Genomic DNA, 15567 nt, shown 5'->3' with positions numbered 1-15567 from the left:
CGACAGCCGTCAGACCGCCGGCAGGCCCACCGCCTGGGCCAGCTGGCCCGCGGCGTGCGCGAAGAGGGCGTCGCGTTCCACGACGACGTTGTCGAACTGGCCGAACAGCTCGAAGGAGACGAGGCCGCCGAGCTGCGCCCAGGCGACGACGAGGGCGGCCGAGACCTCGGGCGGCAGGCCCTCGGCGAATTCGGCCGTCATCCGGCCGGCCTCGGCGCGCAGGGCCGCGGGCAGGGGCGGCAGGGCAAGGCCGTGGCCCTCGTGGGCGGAGCGGAGGATGCCGATCAGGACGTTGGCGACCCGGGAGGCGGGGGCGATGGTGTCCTGGGGCGCGCTGTAGCCCGGGACGGGCGAGCCGTAGACGAGGGCGTACTCGTGCGGGTGCGCCAGCGCCCAGGCGCGGAACGCCTGGCAGACGGCGGTCCAGCGGGCGCGGGGCGGGGCGCCGGCGGCGAGGGCCTCGGCCCCGGCCGCCTCGGCGGCGGCGCCGACGCTGTTGTAGGCGTCGATGATCAGCGCGGTCAGCAGGTCGTCGCGGCTCGGGAAGTAGCGGTAGAGGGCCGAGGAGACCATGCCGAGTTCGCGGGCGACCGCGCGCAGCGAGAGCTTGGCCGCCCCCTCCTCGGCGAGCCTGCGGCGCGCCTCGTCCTTGATGGCGGCGGTGACCTCGATCCGGGCCCGTTCCCTGGCTCCTCGCACGGTACTCATGGGGATCAGTGTGGCATACACGTGGAGCAGTGCACAGAAATCAGAGCACTGCCCACTTTCAAGAGCGCTGCTCTTGTTTTGGCGCGCCGATCCGTGCACACTGACCTCAAGTGAGAGCAGTGCTCTCGCAATCGCAGTCCGCATCGCCCCGGAGGTCACCGTGAACGCGTCCACCCCGCACTACGTCCAGGCCGGCCCGCTCGAAACCCGCTTCAACTCCCTCTTCGGCAAGCTCGCCCGCATCGGCATCAGCCTGGCCGGCACCGCGGAACTGTCGGTGCGCGGCCGCGTCTCCGGCACGATGCAGCGCATCCCGGTCAACCCGCACACCTTCGAAGGCGCCCAGTACCTGGTCTCGGCCCGCGGCCACTCCCAGTGGGTCCGCAACATGCGGGCGGCGGGCGGCGGCGAGCTGCGCGTGGGCCGCAAGGTCCGCGCCTTCACCGCCACGGAACTCACCGACCCGGCGGAGAAGGCGGCCGTGCTGCGCGCCTACCTGGAGAAGTGGGGCTGGGAGGTCAACCGCTTCTTCCAGGGCGTCACGGCGAAGTCCACGGACGCCGAGCTCCGGGCCGCCGCCGGGGACCACCCGGTCTTCCGCATCGCGGTGACCGGCTGAACCCCGACGGACGGCCGTGCTCCCGTACCGCCTCGGCGCGCCCCCGCACCGCCTCGGCGCGCGGCCGCCCCCGCCCCGCGTCAGCTCCGGCCGCTGCGCGCCAGACGGGCGTCCATCAGGTGCAGCGCCTTGCGCGCCAGGGGATGCGTACGGACCAGGTCGGCCAGCGTCGTCGACCCCCGCGTGATGCCCGCGAAGGAGTTCCAGGCGGGCCGCAGACCCGCCAGCGCCCCGTGCATCAACCCCGGACGGGACTCGAACAGGGTCAGCATCCGCTTGCCCACGCTCATCTCGACGCCCAGCCCGGCCTTGACCGCGAAGGCGTAGTTCAGCGCCTGGCGCCGCGCGTCCACCGCGTCCTGCGCCTCGGCGATCTTCGCGGCCCACTCGCCCGCGAGCCGTCCCGAACGCAGCGCGAAGGAGATCCCCTCGCGGGTCCACGGCTCCAGGAGCCCGGCCGCGTCACCCGCGACCAGCACCCGGCCGCGCGACAGCGGCGACCCGGGCGTGCGGCAGCGGGTCAGGTGACCGGAGGAGACGGCCGGTTCGAAGCCGGCCAGGCCCAGCCGGGCGATGAAGTCGTCCAGGTAGCGTTTGGTCGCGGCGCCCTCGCCCTTCGCCGAGATGACCCCGACCGTGAGCGTGTCGCCCTTGGGGAAGACCCAGCCGTAACTGCCGGGCATCGGGCCCCAGTCGATGAGGACGCGGCCCTTCCAGTCCTCGGCGACCGTCGCCGGGACCGGGATCTCGGCCTCCAGCCCGAGGTCCACCTGCTCCATCTCCACCCCGACGTGGGCGCCGATGCGGCTCGCGCTGCCGTCCGCGCCGACCACGGCCCGGGCCAGCACGGTCTCCCCGTCCGCCAGCACCACGGCGACCGTGCGCCGGTCGGGCACGGACGCGCCGTGCTGTTCGACCCGGCTCACGGCCGTCCGCGTCCGCAGCGTCGCGCCGGCCTTCTCGGCCTCCGCGACCAGCGCCGCGTCGAACTCGGGCCGGTTGATGAGCCCGAACAGCATGCGCTTCGATCGCCGGGTGCGCGCCAGCTTCCCGTCGAGGGAGAAGGTGACCGCGTGGACCCGGTCCTTGAAGGGCAGCACGAAGCCCGGCGGCAGGGCGTCGCGCGAGGGGCCGATGATGCCGCCGCCGCAGGTCTTGTACCGGGGCAGTTCGGCCTTCTCCAGCAGCAGGACGCGCCGCCCCGCGGTCGCCGCCGCGTACGCGGCCATCGCCCCGGCCGGGCCGGCGCCGACCACGACGACGTCCCACACCTCGCCGGCGCCGCCGTCCGCCGCGTCCCCCGCCTCCCCGGCCCGGGCCCGGGCCTGGGCCCCGCTGCCGGCCGCGGCCTCGGCCGCCTGCTCCGCTTCCCTGCCGGATCCGCCGTCAATGCTGTCGTCGCTGGTCACGATGTGCTGCTGCTCCTGATCACACGTTGCTCGGATGCCGTGAAGATCCTACGGCGCGCGGCCCCCTCGCCACGCTGTGCGAGGATCGAACGGACCCCGCCGTACCCCGGCGTACACCGTGTACAACGTCGCACCCATGAGGAGCGTGCCCATGTCGCAGAATCCGATCGCCGAGACCGTCGCCTCGCTGATGCCCCGCGCCAAGACGGAGCTGGCCGAGCTGGTGGCGTTCCAGTCGGTCGCGGACTGGGCGCAGTTCCCCAGGAGCGAGAGCGAGGGCGCCGCCAACTGGGTGGCCGACGCCCTGCGCGCCGAGGGCTTCCAGGACGTGGCCCTGCTCGACACCCCCGACGGCACGCAGTCGGTGTACGGGTTCCTGCCCGGCCCCGAGGGCGCCCCGACCGTCCTGCTGTACGCGCACTACGACGTGCAGCCGCCGCTGGACGACGCCGCCTGGATCTCCCCGGCCTTCGAGCTGACCGAGCGTGACGGCCGCTGGTACGGGCGCGGCGCGGCGGACTGCAAGGGCGGCTTCATCATGCACCTGCTGGCGCTGCGCGCACTGAAGGCGAACGGCGGCGTGCCGGTCTCCGTGAAGGTGATCGTGGAGGGCTCGGAGGAGCAGGGCACCGGCGGCCTCCAGCAGTACGCCGAGGCGCACCCCGAGCTGCTGACCGCCGACACCATCGTGATCGGCGACGCGGGCAACTTCCGCCTGGGCCTGCCGACCGTGACGGCGACCCTGCGCGGCATGACCCTGATCAAGGTCCGGATCGAGACCCTGGGCGGGAACCTGCACTCCGGGATGTTCGGCGGCGCCGCCCCCGACGCGCTGGCCGCCCTGATACGCGTGCTGGACTCGCTGCGCTCGGCGGACGGCTCGACGACGGTCGACGGCCTGGCCTCCGACGCGGTGTGGGACGGCCTGCAGTACCCCGAGGCGGACTTCCGCGCCGACGCCAAGGTGCTGGACGGGGTCGAGCTGATCGGTGAGGGGACCATCGCGGACCGGCTGTGGGCCCGTCCGGCCGTCACCGTGCTCGGCATCGACTGCCCGCCGGTGGTCGGCGCCACGCCCTCGGTGCACGCCGGGGCCGGCGCGCTGATCAGCCTGCGCGTGCCGCCGGGCGTGGACACCGCCGAGGCCATCAAGCTGCTGGAGGCGCACCTCGTCGCGCACACGCCGTGGAAGGCGAAGCTGGAGCTGGAGGTCGTCGGCCAGGGCCAGCCGTTCCAGGCCGACACCGCCAGCCCGGCGTACGCGTCGATGGCCGCCGCCCTGCGCGAGGCGTACGACGGCCAGGAGATGCAGATCAGCGGCATGGGCGGGTCGATCCCGCTGTGCAACACCCTCACCTCCCTCTACCCGCAGGCGGAGATGCTGCTGATCGGCCTCAGCGAGCCGGAGGCCCAGATCCACGCGGTGAACGAGAGCGTGTCCCCGGAGGAGCTGGAGCGGCTCTCGGTGGCCGAAGCCCTCTTCCTGGTGAACTACGCGGAGTCCAAGCGCTCCTGACGCCCGCCCGGTGGTCGGCAGTACGCCCAGGGCGCAGTGCGCCCTGGGCGTACTGCGCTCCCGGCGAACCCGAGGGCGCGGGCCGGGTCCGGATGCCTACGTTCTCCGTATGGAACTCGTCGAAGTACTCCCGAACCGGCTGCACATGCTGCGCTTCCCGATCGGTCAGGCCTACCTCTGGCAGGACCGCGGCGGGGAGGCCCTGACCCTGGTCGACTCCGGACCGGCCGGCGCCGCCGACGCGATCGAGGCGGCGATACGCTCCCTCGGGCTCGCGCCCCGGGCGCTGGAGCGGATCGTCCTGACCCACTGCCACCGCGACCACGTCGGCTCCGCCGGCGACCTCGCCGCCCGCCGGGGCGCCGAGGTCCTGGCCCACCGGCTGGACGCACCGGTGATACGGGGCGACCTCCCGGTGCCCGAACCGGTGCTGCTCGACTGGGAAGTCCCGCTGTACGCGCACGGTCTGACGGTGCCCGAGACCCCGCCGACCCGGGTCGACCGGGAGCTGGAGGACGGCGAGGTGCTGCCCTTCGGCGGCGGGGCGATGGTGGTCCACTCGCCCGGGCACACCCCGGGCAGCATCGGCGTCCACCTCCCGGAGCACGGGGTGCTGTTCACCGGGGACTGCGTCGCGGGGGTGGGCGAGGTGATGCTCGGCGTCTTCAACACCGACCGCGCCCTGGCCGTCGCCTCCTTCCACCGCCTGGCCGCGCTGGCCCCGGCTGTGGCCTGCTTCGGCCACGGCGACCCGCGTACACGGGACACGGCGGAAACCCTGAAGAAGGCGGCGGAGGCCGCCTGACCCCGCCCCCCGCCCTGCCCCGCCCCGCAGGCCTACGGCGTGGGCCGGCCCGCCTCCAGGTACAGGGGCCGCCCGCGCTCGCGCGCACGCAGCGCCCCGCGGAGGCGTTCGTACCGCTGCGGCGGCAACAGGGAGGCCGCCTCCTCCTCGGTGACGAACCGCCAGGCCCTCAGCTCCGGCCCCGGCAACCGCAGCCGCGCGGCCTCCGGCTCCGTCAGCCGGCCGCCGTCGAACAGCAGCCGCAGCCCTCCGTAGGCCGGGGACCGCGGCGGCTCCCAGTCGACCACCAGCAGCTCCGGCACCCGCTCCAGCGTCAGGTCCAGCTCCTCCTCGACCTCGCGCACGCCCGCCCGGGCCGGTGCCTCGCCCGCCTCGACGACCCCGCCCGGGAACTCCCAGCCCGGCTTGTACGTCGGATCCACCAGGAGCACCCGGTCCCGGTCGTCGAAGAGCAGCACCCCCGCCGCCACCGTCTCCCGCGTCGGCTCCGGGGTCTGCACGATGTCGCAGACCGCCGCCGTGTCCGTCCGCACGGCGTCGGCGATCCGCCGCGCCGTCTCCCGCACCGTCAGGTGCCCGTTGTCGATGACGTGCGCGTCGGCGGTCAGCCAGCCCAGCGCCTGGCGGTACGCGGGGATGTGGGCGAGGGACCACTGCCGGACCCGTTCGTCCGACGCCTCCGGGTCGCCCGGCCCGCCGCGGTGGGCGATACGCTCGCGCAGGATCGTTTCCGCCGGGGCCAGCAACACGTGCCGCACGGGGATCCGACGGGCCGCGAGCGCCCCGAAGATCTCGTCCCGGTACTCCTGCCGCAGCAGCGTCATCGGTACGACGAGCACCCCGCCCACCTCCGCCAGCACCGCCGCCGCCGCGTCGACGACGAGCCGCCGCCAACTCGGCAGGTCCTGGTAGTCGTCGACCTCGGCGAGGCGTTTGCCCGGCAGGAGGCCGCGCAGCGCGTCCCCGACGAGCTCCGGGTCGTACAGGGTGCTGTCCGGCAGCAGTGCGGCCAGTTCGCGGGCCGTACTGGTCTTCCCGGCACCGAAAGCGCCGTTGATCCAGACAATCACGTCTACCCCTCTCCCATTGGCTCGCCTCCGAAGCCCCCAGTGGCTTGCCCGCCCCACCCTGCCACGGAAACACGCTCTCCGGCCGAGTGCATATCCTCGGGGTCAGAGCGCCCCGCCGCCCCGCCCCCGGAGGTTTTCCCGCCGTGCCGCAGAACCGCCCCCCGTCCGAGCCCCGTTACGGCTCCCGGCCGACCATGAAGGACGTGGCGGCCCGGGCGGGCGTCGGCCTGAAGACGGTCTCCCGGGTCGTCAACGGCGAGCCGGGGGTGACCCCGGACACCGAACAGCGGGTCCAGGACGCCATCGAGGCACTCGGCTTCCGGCGCAACGACAGCGCCCGCGTGCTGCGCAAGGGCCGCACCGCGACCGTCGGCCTGGTGCTGGAGGACCTCGCCGACCCCTTCTACGGTCCGCTCAACCGGGCGGTCGAGGAGGCGGCCCGCGCCCACGGCGCACTGCTGGTCAACGGCTCCAGCGCCGAGGACCCGGACCGGGAGCGGGAGTTGGCGCTCGCGCTGTGCGCCCGCCGGGTGGACGGGCTGATCGTGATCCCGGCCGGCGACGACCACCGCTACCTGGAGCCGGAGATCCGGGCCGGGTGGCGACCGTGTTCGTGGACCGTCCGGCGGGCGGGATCGAGGCGGACGTGGTCCTGTCGGACAGCTTCGGCGGCGCCCGCGACGGAGTGGCGCACCTGATCGCGGCCGGACACCGGCGGACCGGGTTCATCGGCGACCACGCCCGCATCCACACCGCCGCCGAACGCCTGCGCGGCTACCGCGAGGCGATGGCCCGGGCGGGCCTGCCGGTGTCCGGGTCCTGGGTCTCCCTCGGCTCCACGGCCCCCGAGCCGGTGACGTCGGCGGCCCGGGCGATGCTGACGGGCCCGGAACCGGTCACCGCCCTCTTCGCGGGCAACAACCGGGTCACCGTCACCGCCGTACGGGTCCTCGCGGCGCTGACCCGGCCCGTGGCCCTGGTCGGCTTCGACGACTTCAAACTCGCCGACCTGCTGCGCCCCGGCGTCACCGTGGTCGCCCAGGACCCGGCGGCTCTGGGCCGCACGGCCACGGACCGCCTCTTCCAGCGCCTGTCGGGCGCCGGCCTCCCGCCGTCCCGCATCGTCCTGCCCACCCGCCTCGTCCCCCGCGGTTCGGGCGAACTCCCGCCGGCCTCCGGCTGAGTCCCCGTACCACGCCGACGGCCCGGCCCCGGCGGTCCGGGGCCGGGCCGTCGCGGGCGGCTCGGGGTCAGGCCGTCGCGGTCAGGGTCGCCGAGCGGCGGGGGATGGCGAAGGCGTCGAGTTCGGCGCGGGTCAGGCCGGTCAGGGCGGTGACCTCGTCGGCGCCGACGGCGCCGCAGTCGAGGCCGCGGACCAGGTAGCCAGCCAGGGCCTTGGCGGTGGCGGGCTCGTCCATCACGTCGCCCTCGATCTTCGCCACGTACGCCTTCAGGCGGGCCGCGGCGGCCTCCAGGCCCTCGCGGTAGAAGGTGAAGACGGCCGCGTAGCGGGTCGGCAGGTGCCCCGGGTGCATGTCCCAGCCCTGGTAGTAGGCGCGGGCCAGGGCACGGCGGGTCAGGCCGTAGTGCAGCCGCCAGGCCTCGTGGACCTGCTCGGTGGTGCCGACGGGCTTGACGTTCGTCGAGCCGTCGGAGACGCGTACGCCGGTGCCGGCGGCCGCTACCTGCATGACCGCCTTCGCGTGGTCGGCGGCGGGGTGGTCGCTGGCCTGGTAGGCGGCGGAGACGCCGACGCAGGCGCTGTAGTCGAAGGTGCCGTAGTGCAGGCCGGTGGCGCGGCCCTTGGAGGCCTCGATCATCCGGGCCACGGTGGCGGTGCCGTCGGAGGCCAGGATGGACTGGCTGGTCTCGATCTGGATCTCGAAGCCGATCCGGCCCGGGCGCAGGCCGCGGGTGGTCTCGAAGGCCTCCAGGAGCTCGACGAAGGCGCCGACCTGCTCGGCGTAGGTGACCTTGGGCAGGGTCAGGACGAGGCCCTCGGGCAGGCCGCCGTGCTCCAGGAGGCCGGAGAGGAAGACGTCCGTGGTGCGGATGCCGCGGTCGCGGACGTTGGACTCCATGCACTTCATGCGGATGCCCATGTACGGGGCGTTGGTGCCGTTGGAGAAGGCCTCCGAGACGAGGCGGGCGGCGCGGGCCGCGGCCTGGTCCTCCTCCTCGTCGGAGCGGACGCCGAAGCCGTCCTCGAAGTCCACGCGGAGGTCCTCGACGGGCTCGGAGGCGAGCTTGGCGCGGACGCGGTCGTAGACCGGGACGGCCAGTTCGTCGGGGATGCCGAGCACCTCGGCGAAGGTGGCGGCGTCGGGGGCGTGCTCGTCCATGGCCGCGAGGGCCTGGTCGCCCCAGGAGCGGATGGTGCCCGCGTCGAAGACGTCACCGGGTACGTAGACGGTGTGGATGGGCTGGCGGGTGCCGGGGTCGCCCGGGTAGTGGCGCGCGAGTTCCGCGTCCACCGTCGCCAGGGAGGCGCTGATGCCCTCGCTGACCGCGCCTGCGAGGCTCGTCGCCACCTTCTCCTGCTGACCCATCGCACACTCTCCTCTTTTCCACTTCACGGAAGCCTAGATCCGCATAGCAGAATTTAGCCATGGGCCTTCCGCCCCGTCAATGGTCCCTCCAGCGGGTGGGACAAACGACTCGGGGCCGTGCGGCGAGAATCACCACACGGCCCCGGAGGCCAAGAGATGCCCAGGTCAGAGACCGGGCGGCGGGTTTCAGCCCTTGCGCGCCTTGATCTCGCCCGTCAGCTGCGGGACGACCTCGAAGAGGTCGCCGACCACGCCGTAGTCGACCAGGTCGAAGATCGGGGCCTCGGCGTCCTTGTTGATGGCCACGATGGTCTTCGACGTCTGCATGCCGGCCCGGTGCTGGATCGCGCCGGAGATGCCGGTCGCGATGTACAGCTGCGGGGAGACCGACTTGCCGGTCTGGCCGACCTGGTTGGTGTGCGGGTACCAGCCGGCGTCGACCGCGGCACGGGAGGCGCCGACCGCCGCACCGAGGGAGTCCGCGAGCTCCTCGATGAGGTGGAAGTTCTCCGCGCCGTTGACGCCACGGCCGCCGGAGACGACGATCGCGGCCTCGGTCAGCTCCGGGCGGCCCGTCGACTCGCGGGGGGTGCGGGAGACGACCTTGGTGCCGGTCGCCAGGGCGCCGAAGGTGACGGCGAGCGCCTCGACGGCGCCGGCGGCCGGGGCGGCCTCGACCGGGGCCGAGTTCGGCTTCACGGTGATGACCGGGGTGCCCTTGGACACCCGGGACTTGGTGGTGAAGGACGCGGCGAAGGCGGCCTGGGTCGCGACCGGACCCTCGTCACCGGCCTCCAGGTCGATGGCGTCGGTGATGATGCCGGAGCCGATGCGCACGGCGAGGCGCGCGGCGATCTCCTTGCCCTCGGCGGAGGACGGGACGAGCACGGCGACCGGGGAGACGGCGTCGTACGCGGCCTGGAGCGCGTCGACCTTCGGGACGACGAGGTAGTCCGCGAACTCGGGGGCGTCGGCGGTGAGGACCTTGACGGCACCGTGCTCGGCGAGCACGGCGGCGGTGGCCTCGGCACCGGCGCCCAGGGCGACGGCGACGGGCTCGCCGACGCGGCGGGCCAGCGTCAGCAGCTCGAGGGTGGGCTTGCGGACGGCGCCGTCCACGTGGTCGACGTAGACGAGAACTTCAGCCATGGGACTGCTCTCCTGCTTTGCGAGGTGTCTGGGGGCTACCGGGGAGGCCGAAGCCCTTAGATGAACTTCTGGCCGGCCAGGAACTCGGCCAGCTGCTTGCCGCCCTCGCCCTCGTCCTTGACGACGGTACCGGCGGTGCGGGCCGGGCGCTGCGCCGCGGACTCGACCACGGTGTAGGCACCCTCGAGGCCCACCTCTTCGGCGTCCAGGTCCAGGTCGGACAGGTCCCAGGACTCCACCGGCTTCTTCTTGGCCGCCATGATGCCCTTGAAGGACGGGTAGCGGGCCTCGCCCGACTGGTCCGTCACCGAGACGAGCGCCGGGAGGGAGGCCTCCAGCTGCTCGCTCGCGGAGTCGCCGTCGCGGCGGCCCGTGACGGTGCCGTCCTCGACCTTGACCTCGGAGAGCAGGGTGACCTGCGGGACACCCAGGCGCTCGGCCAGGATCGCCGGGAGGACGCCCATGGTGCCGTCGGTCGAGGCCATACCCGTGATGACCAGGTCGTAGCCGGCCTTCTCGACCGCCTTCGCCAGCACCCGGGAGGTGCCGATGACGTCGGTGCCGTGCAGGTCGTCGTCCTCGACGTGGATGGCCTTGTCGGCACCCATCGACAGCGCCTTGCGCAGCGCGTCCTTGGCGTCCTCGGGGCCCACCGTCAGGACGGTGATCTCGGCGTCGTCGGCCTCGTCGGCGATCTGGAGCGCCTGCTCGACGGCGTACTCGTCGAGCTCCGACAGCAGACCGTCGACGTCGTCGCGGTCGACCGTCAGGTCATCGGCGAAGTGCCGGTCGCCGGTGGCGTCGGGCACGTACTTCACACAGACAACGATCCTCAGGCTCACGCCGGCTCTCCTACCGCATCGTCTTTTACTGATACCGCTACTGATACCGCCTTGTGCAGGCAGCATAGGCGCCTTCCGGCGCGGATCCCGGTCGGGGCGGGCCCCGCTCCGAACAGAATGTTACTCGTCAGTACACAGTGGGTCTTCCCCGGTGGCAAGGCCACTGAACTGTGATCTGGCCAACGCCACCCGAACCCGCACCAGCAGGGACGATTCAGTCGCGCAACGCGTTGAAGCGACCCTGGTGGTACAGCAGGGGCCGGCCCTCCCCGGCGGGGTCCCCCGCCACGGCCTCCGCGATGATCACACGGTGCGCCCCCGCGGGCACCCTCGCCACGACGCGGCACACCAGCCACGCCAGCACCCCGTCGAGCAGCGGCACCCCGTGCGGGCCCGGCGCCCAGGCGGTGTCCGGCCCGAAGCGGTCGGCCCCGCTGCGCGCGAAGAGCCCGGCCAGCTCCCGCTGGTGCTCCCCGAGTATGTGGACGCCGAGGTACTCGCCGTCCCGAACGGCCGGCCAGCTGGACGCCCCCGTGCCGATGGTGAACGAGAGCATCGGCGGATCGGCGGAGACCGAGTTGAGCGACGTCGCCGTGAAGCCCGCCGGGCGGCCGCCGCTCTCCGCCGTGATCACCGCGACCCCGGCGGCGTGCCGGCGGAAGACGGAGCGGAGCAGCTCGGGCGAGCCGGGCAGCGGGGCGCGTCCGGGGTCGTCGGGAGAGGTGGGTGCGAGGGGTGCGGGCGAGGCCGTGGGGGCCGTCGTGGCCGTCATGGGGGGCCTTCCTTCTGCCGCGGTGGGTCGCGGGAGGGCGGTCGGGGATCGGGGGTCGGGGGCGTTCAGCGATCCCAACAGCGCGCACTCGCGCACCGGACGAGGTCCACGTGGACCCGCCGGTGGAGAAGGAGTTCATACCGCATGCCGCCAGCCTGGCGATCTCCCGTGTACACAGTCAAGCCGCAGCGGGCAGATGTCAGGCGCGTCACGCTGTGTGCGGGGGCGCGCACCGGCGCACCGGCCCCACAGCCGCACCCAGCGCGGCGATCACATCGGCCTTGCGCGGCATCCCGGCGGCCCGCCGCACGATCCGGCCCGCGCCGTCCAGGACGAACACGGTCGGGGTCTTCTCCACGCCCAGGGCGCGCACGAGCCCGAGGTTGCGCTCGGCGTCGATCTCGATGTGCGCGACCCCGTCCACCATTCCGGCGACCTCGGCCAGGATCCTGCGGGTGGCCCGGCAGGGCTGGCAGAAGGAGCTGGAGAACTGCACCAGGCTGGCCCGCTCCCCCGGCTCCCGGCCCAGTTCCGCGGCGCCCATGCGCCCCTGTACGGCCACCGCCGGGGCGGTCTCCTCGTGTCCGGGCACGCCCGCTCCTGTCTACCCTGTCCCCATGTACGCACCACCCCGGCCGGGGCCGGGAGGCTCTCCCCGTCCGAGCACCGGCCGCGCGCGCGGCATTCCCCGCGTGACGAGGATCTCCTCGGCCGCGGGCGTCTGGGCTGGCCAGCGCGCCGCGTTTCGGGCACGATCCCCATGGTCGCGTACCTACGCTTCCGTAACTTCCGGCCGGGAGCACCTCCCCAGGCAGAAAGCGGGGTCTCCCCATGGCTGAGCTCGTCTACCCCCCGGTGATCGGCGCCGCGCACACGCTGTTCCGCGCGCTCGACATCCGCATCGACATGAAGGGCACCGAGAACATCCCGCGCAAGGGCGGGGCGGTCCTCGTGTCGAACCACATCGGCTACCTCGACTTCATCTTCGCCGGTCTGACGGCGCGGCCGCAGAAGCGCCTGGTGCGCTTCATGGCCAAGGAGTCGGTGTTCCGGCACAAGGTGTCCGGTCCGCTGATGCGGGCGATGAAGCACATCCCCGTGGACCGGCAGCAGGGCGAGTCCGCCTACCAGCACGCCCTGGACTCGCTGCGGTCCGGCGAGATCATCGGGGTGTTCCCGGAAGCGACGATCTCCCAGTCGTTCACCCTCAAGAGCTTCAAGTCGGGTGCCGCGCGCATGGCCCAGGAGGCCGGGGTGCCGCTGATCCCTGTGGCCCTGTGGGGCACCCAGCGCCTGTGGACCAAGGGCCGCCCGAAGAACCTCAGGCGCAGCCACATCCCGGTGACCCTGCGCGTCGGCGAGCCGATCGAGGCGCCGAAGGACCAGTACGCGGGGGCCATCACCCGCCGCCTGCGCGAGCGCGTGCAGGAACTGCTGGAGGCGGCGCAGGCCGCCTACCCGGCCAGGCCGCAGGGCACCGAGGACTCCTGGTGGCTGCCGGCGCACCTCGGCGGAACCGCGCCGACGGCGGCGCAGGTCAAGGAAGCGGGCTGATCCCGGGGCCGCCCCCGGCGGCCTCCGGGCCCGCCGCCGCCCCCTCGCGCCTGCGCCTGCGGTGGGCGGCGACCCGGGCGCGCGTGGCGCAGGCGGGTGTGCAGTAGCGGCGCGCGCTGCCGGGTCCGGTGCCCAGGAAGAGCCGGCCGCAGCCGGCGGCGGGGCATGCACCCCAGGCGATGCGGCCGTACTCCGTGAACAGCTGGGCGAGGGCGAGGGCGCCGGAGGCGAGGAACCAGTCCCCCCAGTCCCCGCCGTCGGCCCGGTCCGCGTGCAGGTGCCAGGGATGGCCGTCGTGCCGGGTCAGCCGGGGTCGGCCGCCGCACTCCTCCAGGAGCGCGTTGAGGGCTTCGGCAGCGCGGTCCTCGTCGGTCTCGGCGAGGACGAGAGCCATGCGCCGCGCCGCGGCGCGCAGGACGGCCGCCTCCGGCTCCCCGAAGGCCTCCGGAACGAGGTCGGCGGGATGCTCCCCTTGCCGGGCGAGCAGCGCGGCGAGCGCGTCGCGCGGCAGGGCGGGATCCGCGCGGACCGCCTCGGCCAGTTCGATCAGGCGTCCGGCCGCCGAGAAGCCCGCGGCTCCCGTGCCCGCCGTGGCGCCGGCCCTGCGCGGGTCCCCCATCACGCGATCCTTTCGCCGTACACCCGTCTGCCGTAACGTCTTTCCGGCACATCACGTTACCGAACGTGGAGGGGGTTCGCCGATGGGCGGGTTCGGACGGTATCTGGCGGCTGCCCTGGCGGCGCGCTTCGCCTCGGAGGGCATGGGGATGGCGGTGGTCCTGCTGGCCCTGGAGCGGACGGGCAGCGCCGCGCACGGGGCGTTCGTGCTGACGGCCTGGATGGCCCCGCACGTGCTGGCCGCTCCGGCCGCGGGCGCCGCCGCCGCCCGGTCGCGCCGGCCCCGGCTGTTCTACGCGGGGGCGCTGGCGGGTTTCACGGCCGCGGTGGCGGCCCTGGCGGCGCTGCTGGGCCGGGCCCCGGTACCGGTGGTGCTGGCGGTGGCGGTGCTGGGCGGGTCCTGCGGTCCGGTGGTGACGGGCGGGCTGTCGAGCCTGGTGGCGGGGCTGGTGCCGGAGGGAGCCCGGCGGGACCGGGCGTACGGCTGGGACGCCTCGACGTACAACGCCGCCGCCGTCACGGCCCCGGCGGTGGTCGGCCTGGCCGGGGCGGCGGTCTCGGCGGGGCCCGCCATGGGGGTGCTGGCGCTGTCCGCGGCCCTCTCGGCGGTCCTGGCCGCGACCCTGCCGTACGGGAGCCCCTACACGGACGCGGGGGCCGGCGCGGGGGCCGGCGGGCACGAGGGGCACGGCGCGGCTCCCCGGCCCGGAGCGGGGGCGGGCCTGGCCGCGCTGTGGCGGGTGCGGGAGCTGCGGGCGATCACCTCGGCCACGACCCTGGCGTTCGTCGGCGTCGGCGCGCTCACCACCACCTCCGTGCTGCTGGCCCGCGGACTCGGCAGCCCGGGCGCGGGCGGGGTGCTGATGACGGCCTTCGCACTCGGCGCGCTGGCCGGGTCGCTGACGCTGGGCCGGATGACGTCGGTGGAGCCGGGCCGGCTGGCGCGCTGGGCGATGGCGGGGACGGGGGCCGCGCTCGCGGTGGCGGCGTCCGCCCCGTCGGTCGTGCCGGCGGCGGCCGCCTTCGCGGCGGCGGGGGTGTGCGACGGGCCTCTGCTGACGGCGACGCTGCGGATCCGGTCGGAGCACGCCCCGGGCGCGGTGCGGGCCCAGGTGTTCACCCTGGGGGCGGGGCTGAAGGTGACGGCCGCTTCGACGGGGGCCGCCCTGGTCGGGCTGACGGCCGCCGCGCCGCCGTGGACGCTGCTGCTCGGGATCGCCGTGCTGCAGCTCGCGGCCGCCGCGCTGCACCTGCTGGTGGTGGCGCGCGGGCGGGTGGCCCGGGCCCCGGCTACAGGGAGGCCGGCAGGTTCCGCCACAGCTCCGGCCGGTCGGCGGACTCCCGGAGGGCCTTGAGCGTGGCCGGGTGCGGGGCGGCGTACAGCTCGGGGTAGTCGGCCTCGCCGAGTTCCGGCCGCACGGGGAAGGCCAGCCGCTCCCGGTCGAGGTCGAAGCGCGCGTCGACGCCGGGCTTGTTGCCGCGCGGGTCCACCCGGGCCCAGCCGTCGCCACCGGGCAGCCGCAGGGCCACGAGGCCGTGGACGGCGGCGTTCGAGCCGTCGTCGTCGGCGAGCAGCTGGTAACACAGGCCCGCGGGGATGCCCTGGGCGCGCAGCAGGGCGACGAGGGCGTGGGACTTGGCGTAGCAGATGCCGTTGCGGGTGGCGAGGACGTCGGAGGCTCGCCAGGAGACCCGGGGGTCGCCGGAGTCGGCGGAGTGCGGGATGGTGTCGCGGACGAATGCGAACGCAGCCTTGGCGTATGAATATGCATCGCCGGTGGTGGACCAGAGAGTGTCGGCCGTGTCCTGGACCAGGGGATGCCAGTGGTCGATGGCCTCACTTGGCGCCAAATAGGCATGAATGTCGGGGTTCTGCTGGAGTAGTTGCATGATCCGCAGCATAGGCATGCCTCCGACCGCAGATCAATGGATTTGCGGTCGGAGGTATATCTATTC

Annotated in this window: 15 protein-coding genes and 1 pseudogene; 6 read left to right on the top strand and 10 right to left on the bottom strand. The window is 74.0% G+C overall.

All coding sequences use genetic code 11. From position 1 onward, the window contains the following. Nucleotides 1–9: 9 nt before the first annotated feature. Nucleotides 10–708, bottom strand: a complete 699-nt coding sequence (locus tag ACFY15_RS18125; protein WP_390825783.1) for a TetR/AcrR family transcriptional regulator — start codon at nt 706–708, stop codon at nt 10–12. Between the two features lie 160 nt (nt 709–868). On the opposite strand from ACFY15_RS18125, the gene ACFY15_RS18120 reads away from it, so the two are divergent. Next, nucleotides 869–1327 carry a nitroreductase/quinone reductase family protein gene (locus ACFY15_RS18120; RefSeq protein ID WP_390686620.1) on the top strand — a complete coding sequence of 153 codons (459 nt, stop codon included), beginning with the start codon at nt 869–871 and terminating at the stop codon, nt 1325–1327. 80 nt (nt 1328–1407) lie between these two features. Here ACFY15_RS18120 and ACFY15_RS18115 read toward each other — a convergent pair whose 3' ends face one another. After that, nucleotides 1408–2598 (bottom strand): geranylgeranyl reductase family protein, encoded by a 1191-nt coding sequence (locus tag ACFY15_RS18115; RefSeq protein ID WP_390686726.1) that lies wholly within the window; start codon nt 2596–2598, stop codon nt 1408–1410. A 289-nt stretch (nt 2599–2887) separates the two neighbouring features. On the opposite strand from ACFY15_RS18115, the gene ACFY15_RS18110 reads away from it, so the two are divergent. Together ACFY15_RS18110 and ACFY15_RS18105 are read left to right on the top strand one after the other, a co-directional pair. Further along, complete coding sequence (locus tag ACFY15_RS18110; RefSeq protein ID WP_390825782.1) at nt 2888–4252, top strand: dipeptidase; 1365 nt, start codon at nt 2888–2890, stop codon at nt 4250–4252. A 109-nt stretch (nt 4253–4361) separates the two neighbouring features. After that, entirely contained in the window at nt 4362–5057 is a 696-nt protein-coding gene (locus tag ACFY15_RS18105; protein ID WP_390825781.1) for an MBL fold metallo-hydrolase, read from the top strand. A gap of 32 nt (nt 5058–5089) precedes the next feature. On the opposite strand, the gene ACFY15_RS18100 is transcribed toward ACFY15_RS18105, so the two are convergent. Next, nucleotides 5090–6127 carry an NUDIX domain-containing protein gene (locus tag ACFY15_RS18100; protein WP_390825780.1) on the bottom strand — a complete coding sequence of 346 codons (1038 nt, stop codon included), beginning with the start codon at nt 6125–6127 and terminating at the stop codon, nt 5090–5092. A 194-nt stretch (nt 6128–6321) separates the two neighbouring features. Between ACFY15_RS18100 and ACFY15_RS18095 the strand changes: the two are divergent. Next, nucleotides 6322–7310, top strand: a pseudogene (locus ACFY15_RS18095) (LacI family DNA-binding transcriptional regulator). Nucleotides 7311–7377: 67 nt separating this feature from the next. Here the strand turns inward: ACFY15_RS18095 and ACFY15_RS18090 are convergent. The 5 genes from ACFY15_RS18090 to ACFY15_RS18070 all read right to left on the bottom strand — a co-directional run bounded on the left by ACFY15_RS18090 (nt 7378) and on the right by ACFY15_RS18070 (nt 11983). Further along, nucleotides 7378–8676: a DUF6986 family protein gene (locus ACFY15_RS18090; protein ID WP_390686624.1), complete on the bottom strand. Its 1299-nt coding sequence runs from the start codon at nt 8674–8676 to the stop codon at nt 7378–7380. Between the two features lie 186 nt (nt 8677–8862). Next, entirely contained in the window at nt 8863–9825 is a 963-nt protein-coding gene (locus tag ACFY15_RS18085; protein WP_390825779.1) for an electron transfer flavoprotein subunit alpha/FixB family protein, read from the bottom strand. A 56-nt stretch (nt 9826–9881) separates the two neighbouring features. Next, nucleotides 9882–10667: an electron transfer flavoprotein subunit beta/FixA family protein gene (locus ACFY15_RS18080; protein WP_390825778.1), complete on the bottom strand. Its 786-nt coding sequence runs from the start codon at nt 10665–10667 to the stop codon at nt 9882–9884. Nucleotides 10668–10881: 214 nt separating this feature from the next. Then, nucleotides 10882–11439 carry a flavin reductase family protein gene (locus tag ACFY15_RS18075; protein ID WP_390686626.1) on the bottom strand — a complete coding sequence of 186 codons (558 nt, stop codon included), beginning with the start codon at nt 11437–11439 and terminating at the stop codon, nt 10882–10884. 208 nt (nt 11440–11647) lie between these two features. Next, nucleotides 11648–11983 (bottom strand): TlpA family protein disulfide reductase, encoded by a 336-nt coding sequence (locus ACFY15_RS18070; protein ID WP_390825820.1) that lies wholly within the window; start codon nt 11981–11983, stop codon nt 11648–11650. A 287-nt stretch (nt 11984–12270) separates the two neighbouring features. Here ACFY15_RS18070 and ACFY15_RS18065 point away from each other — a divergent pair, with 287 nt between their 5' ends. Next, on the top strand, nt 12271–12993 hold the full coding sequence (locus tag ACFY15_RS18065) for a lysophospholipid acyltransferase family protein (RefSeq protein ID WP_390686628.1): 723 nt from the start codon (nt 12271–12273) through the stop codon (nt 12991–12993). On the opposite strand, the gene ACFY15_RS18060 is transcribed toward ACFY15_RS18065, so the two are convergent. Further along, entirely contained in the window at nt 12977–13612 is a 636-nt protein-coding gene (locus tag ACFY15_RS18060) for a CGNR zinc finger domain-containing protein (protein ID WP_390686629.1), read from the bottom strand. The genes ACFY15_RS18065 and ACFY15_RS18060 overlap by 17 nt on opposite strands. An 82-nt stretch (nt 13613–13694) precedes the next feature. Between ACFY15_RS18060 and ACFY15_RS18055 the strand changes: the two genes are divergently transcribed. Beyond that, entirely contained in the window at nt 13695–14966 is a 1272-nt protein-coding gene (locus ACFY15_RS18055; RefSeq protein WP_390825777.1) for an MFS transporter, read from the top strand. Here the strand turns inward: ACFY15_RS18055 and ACFY15_RS18050 are convergent. Further along, the gene (locus tag ACFY15_RS18050) at nt 14902–15501 is read right to left on the bottom strand and encodes a transglutaminase family protein (protein ID WP_390825776.1); all 600 of its coding nucleotides are present in this window, start codon (nt 15499–15501) and stop codon (nt 14902–14904) included. The genes ACFY15_RS18055 and ACFY15_RS18050 overlap by 65 nt on opposite strands. Nucleotides 15502–15567 lie beyond the last annotated feature (66 nt).

The sequence above is a fragment of the Streptomyces sp. NPDC001373 genome, assembly GCF_042895815.1.
In the GTDB taxonomy this organism is placed as follows: domain Bacteria; phylum Actinomycetota; class Actinomycetes; order Streptomycetales; family Streptomycetaceae; genus Streptomyces.
The sequence above is the reverse complement of the archived record's forward strand: the minus strand, read 5'-3'. Positions and strand labels throughout refer to the sequence as shown.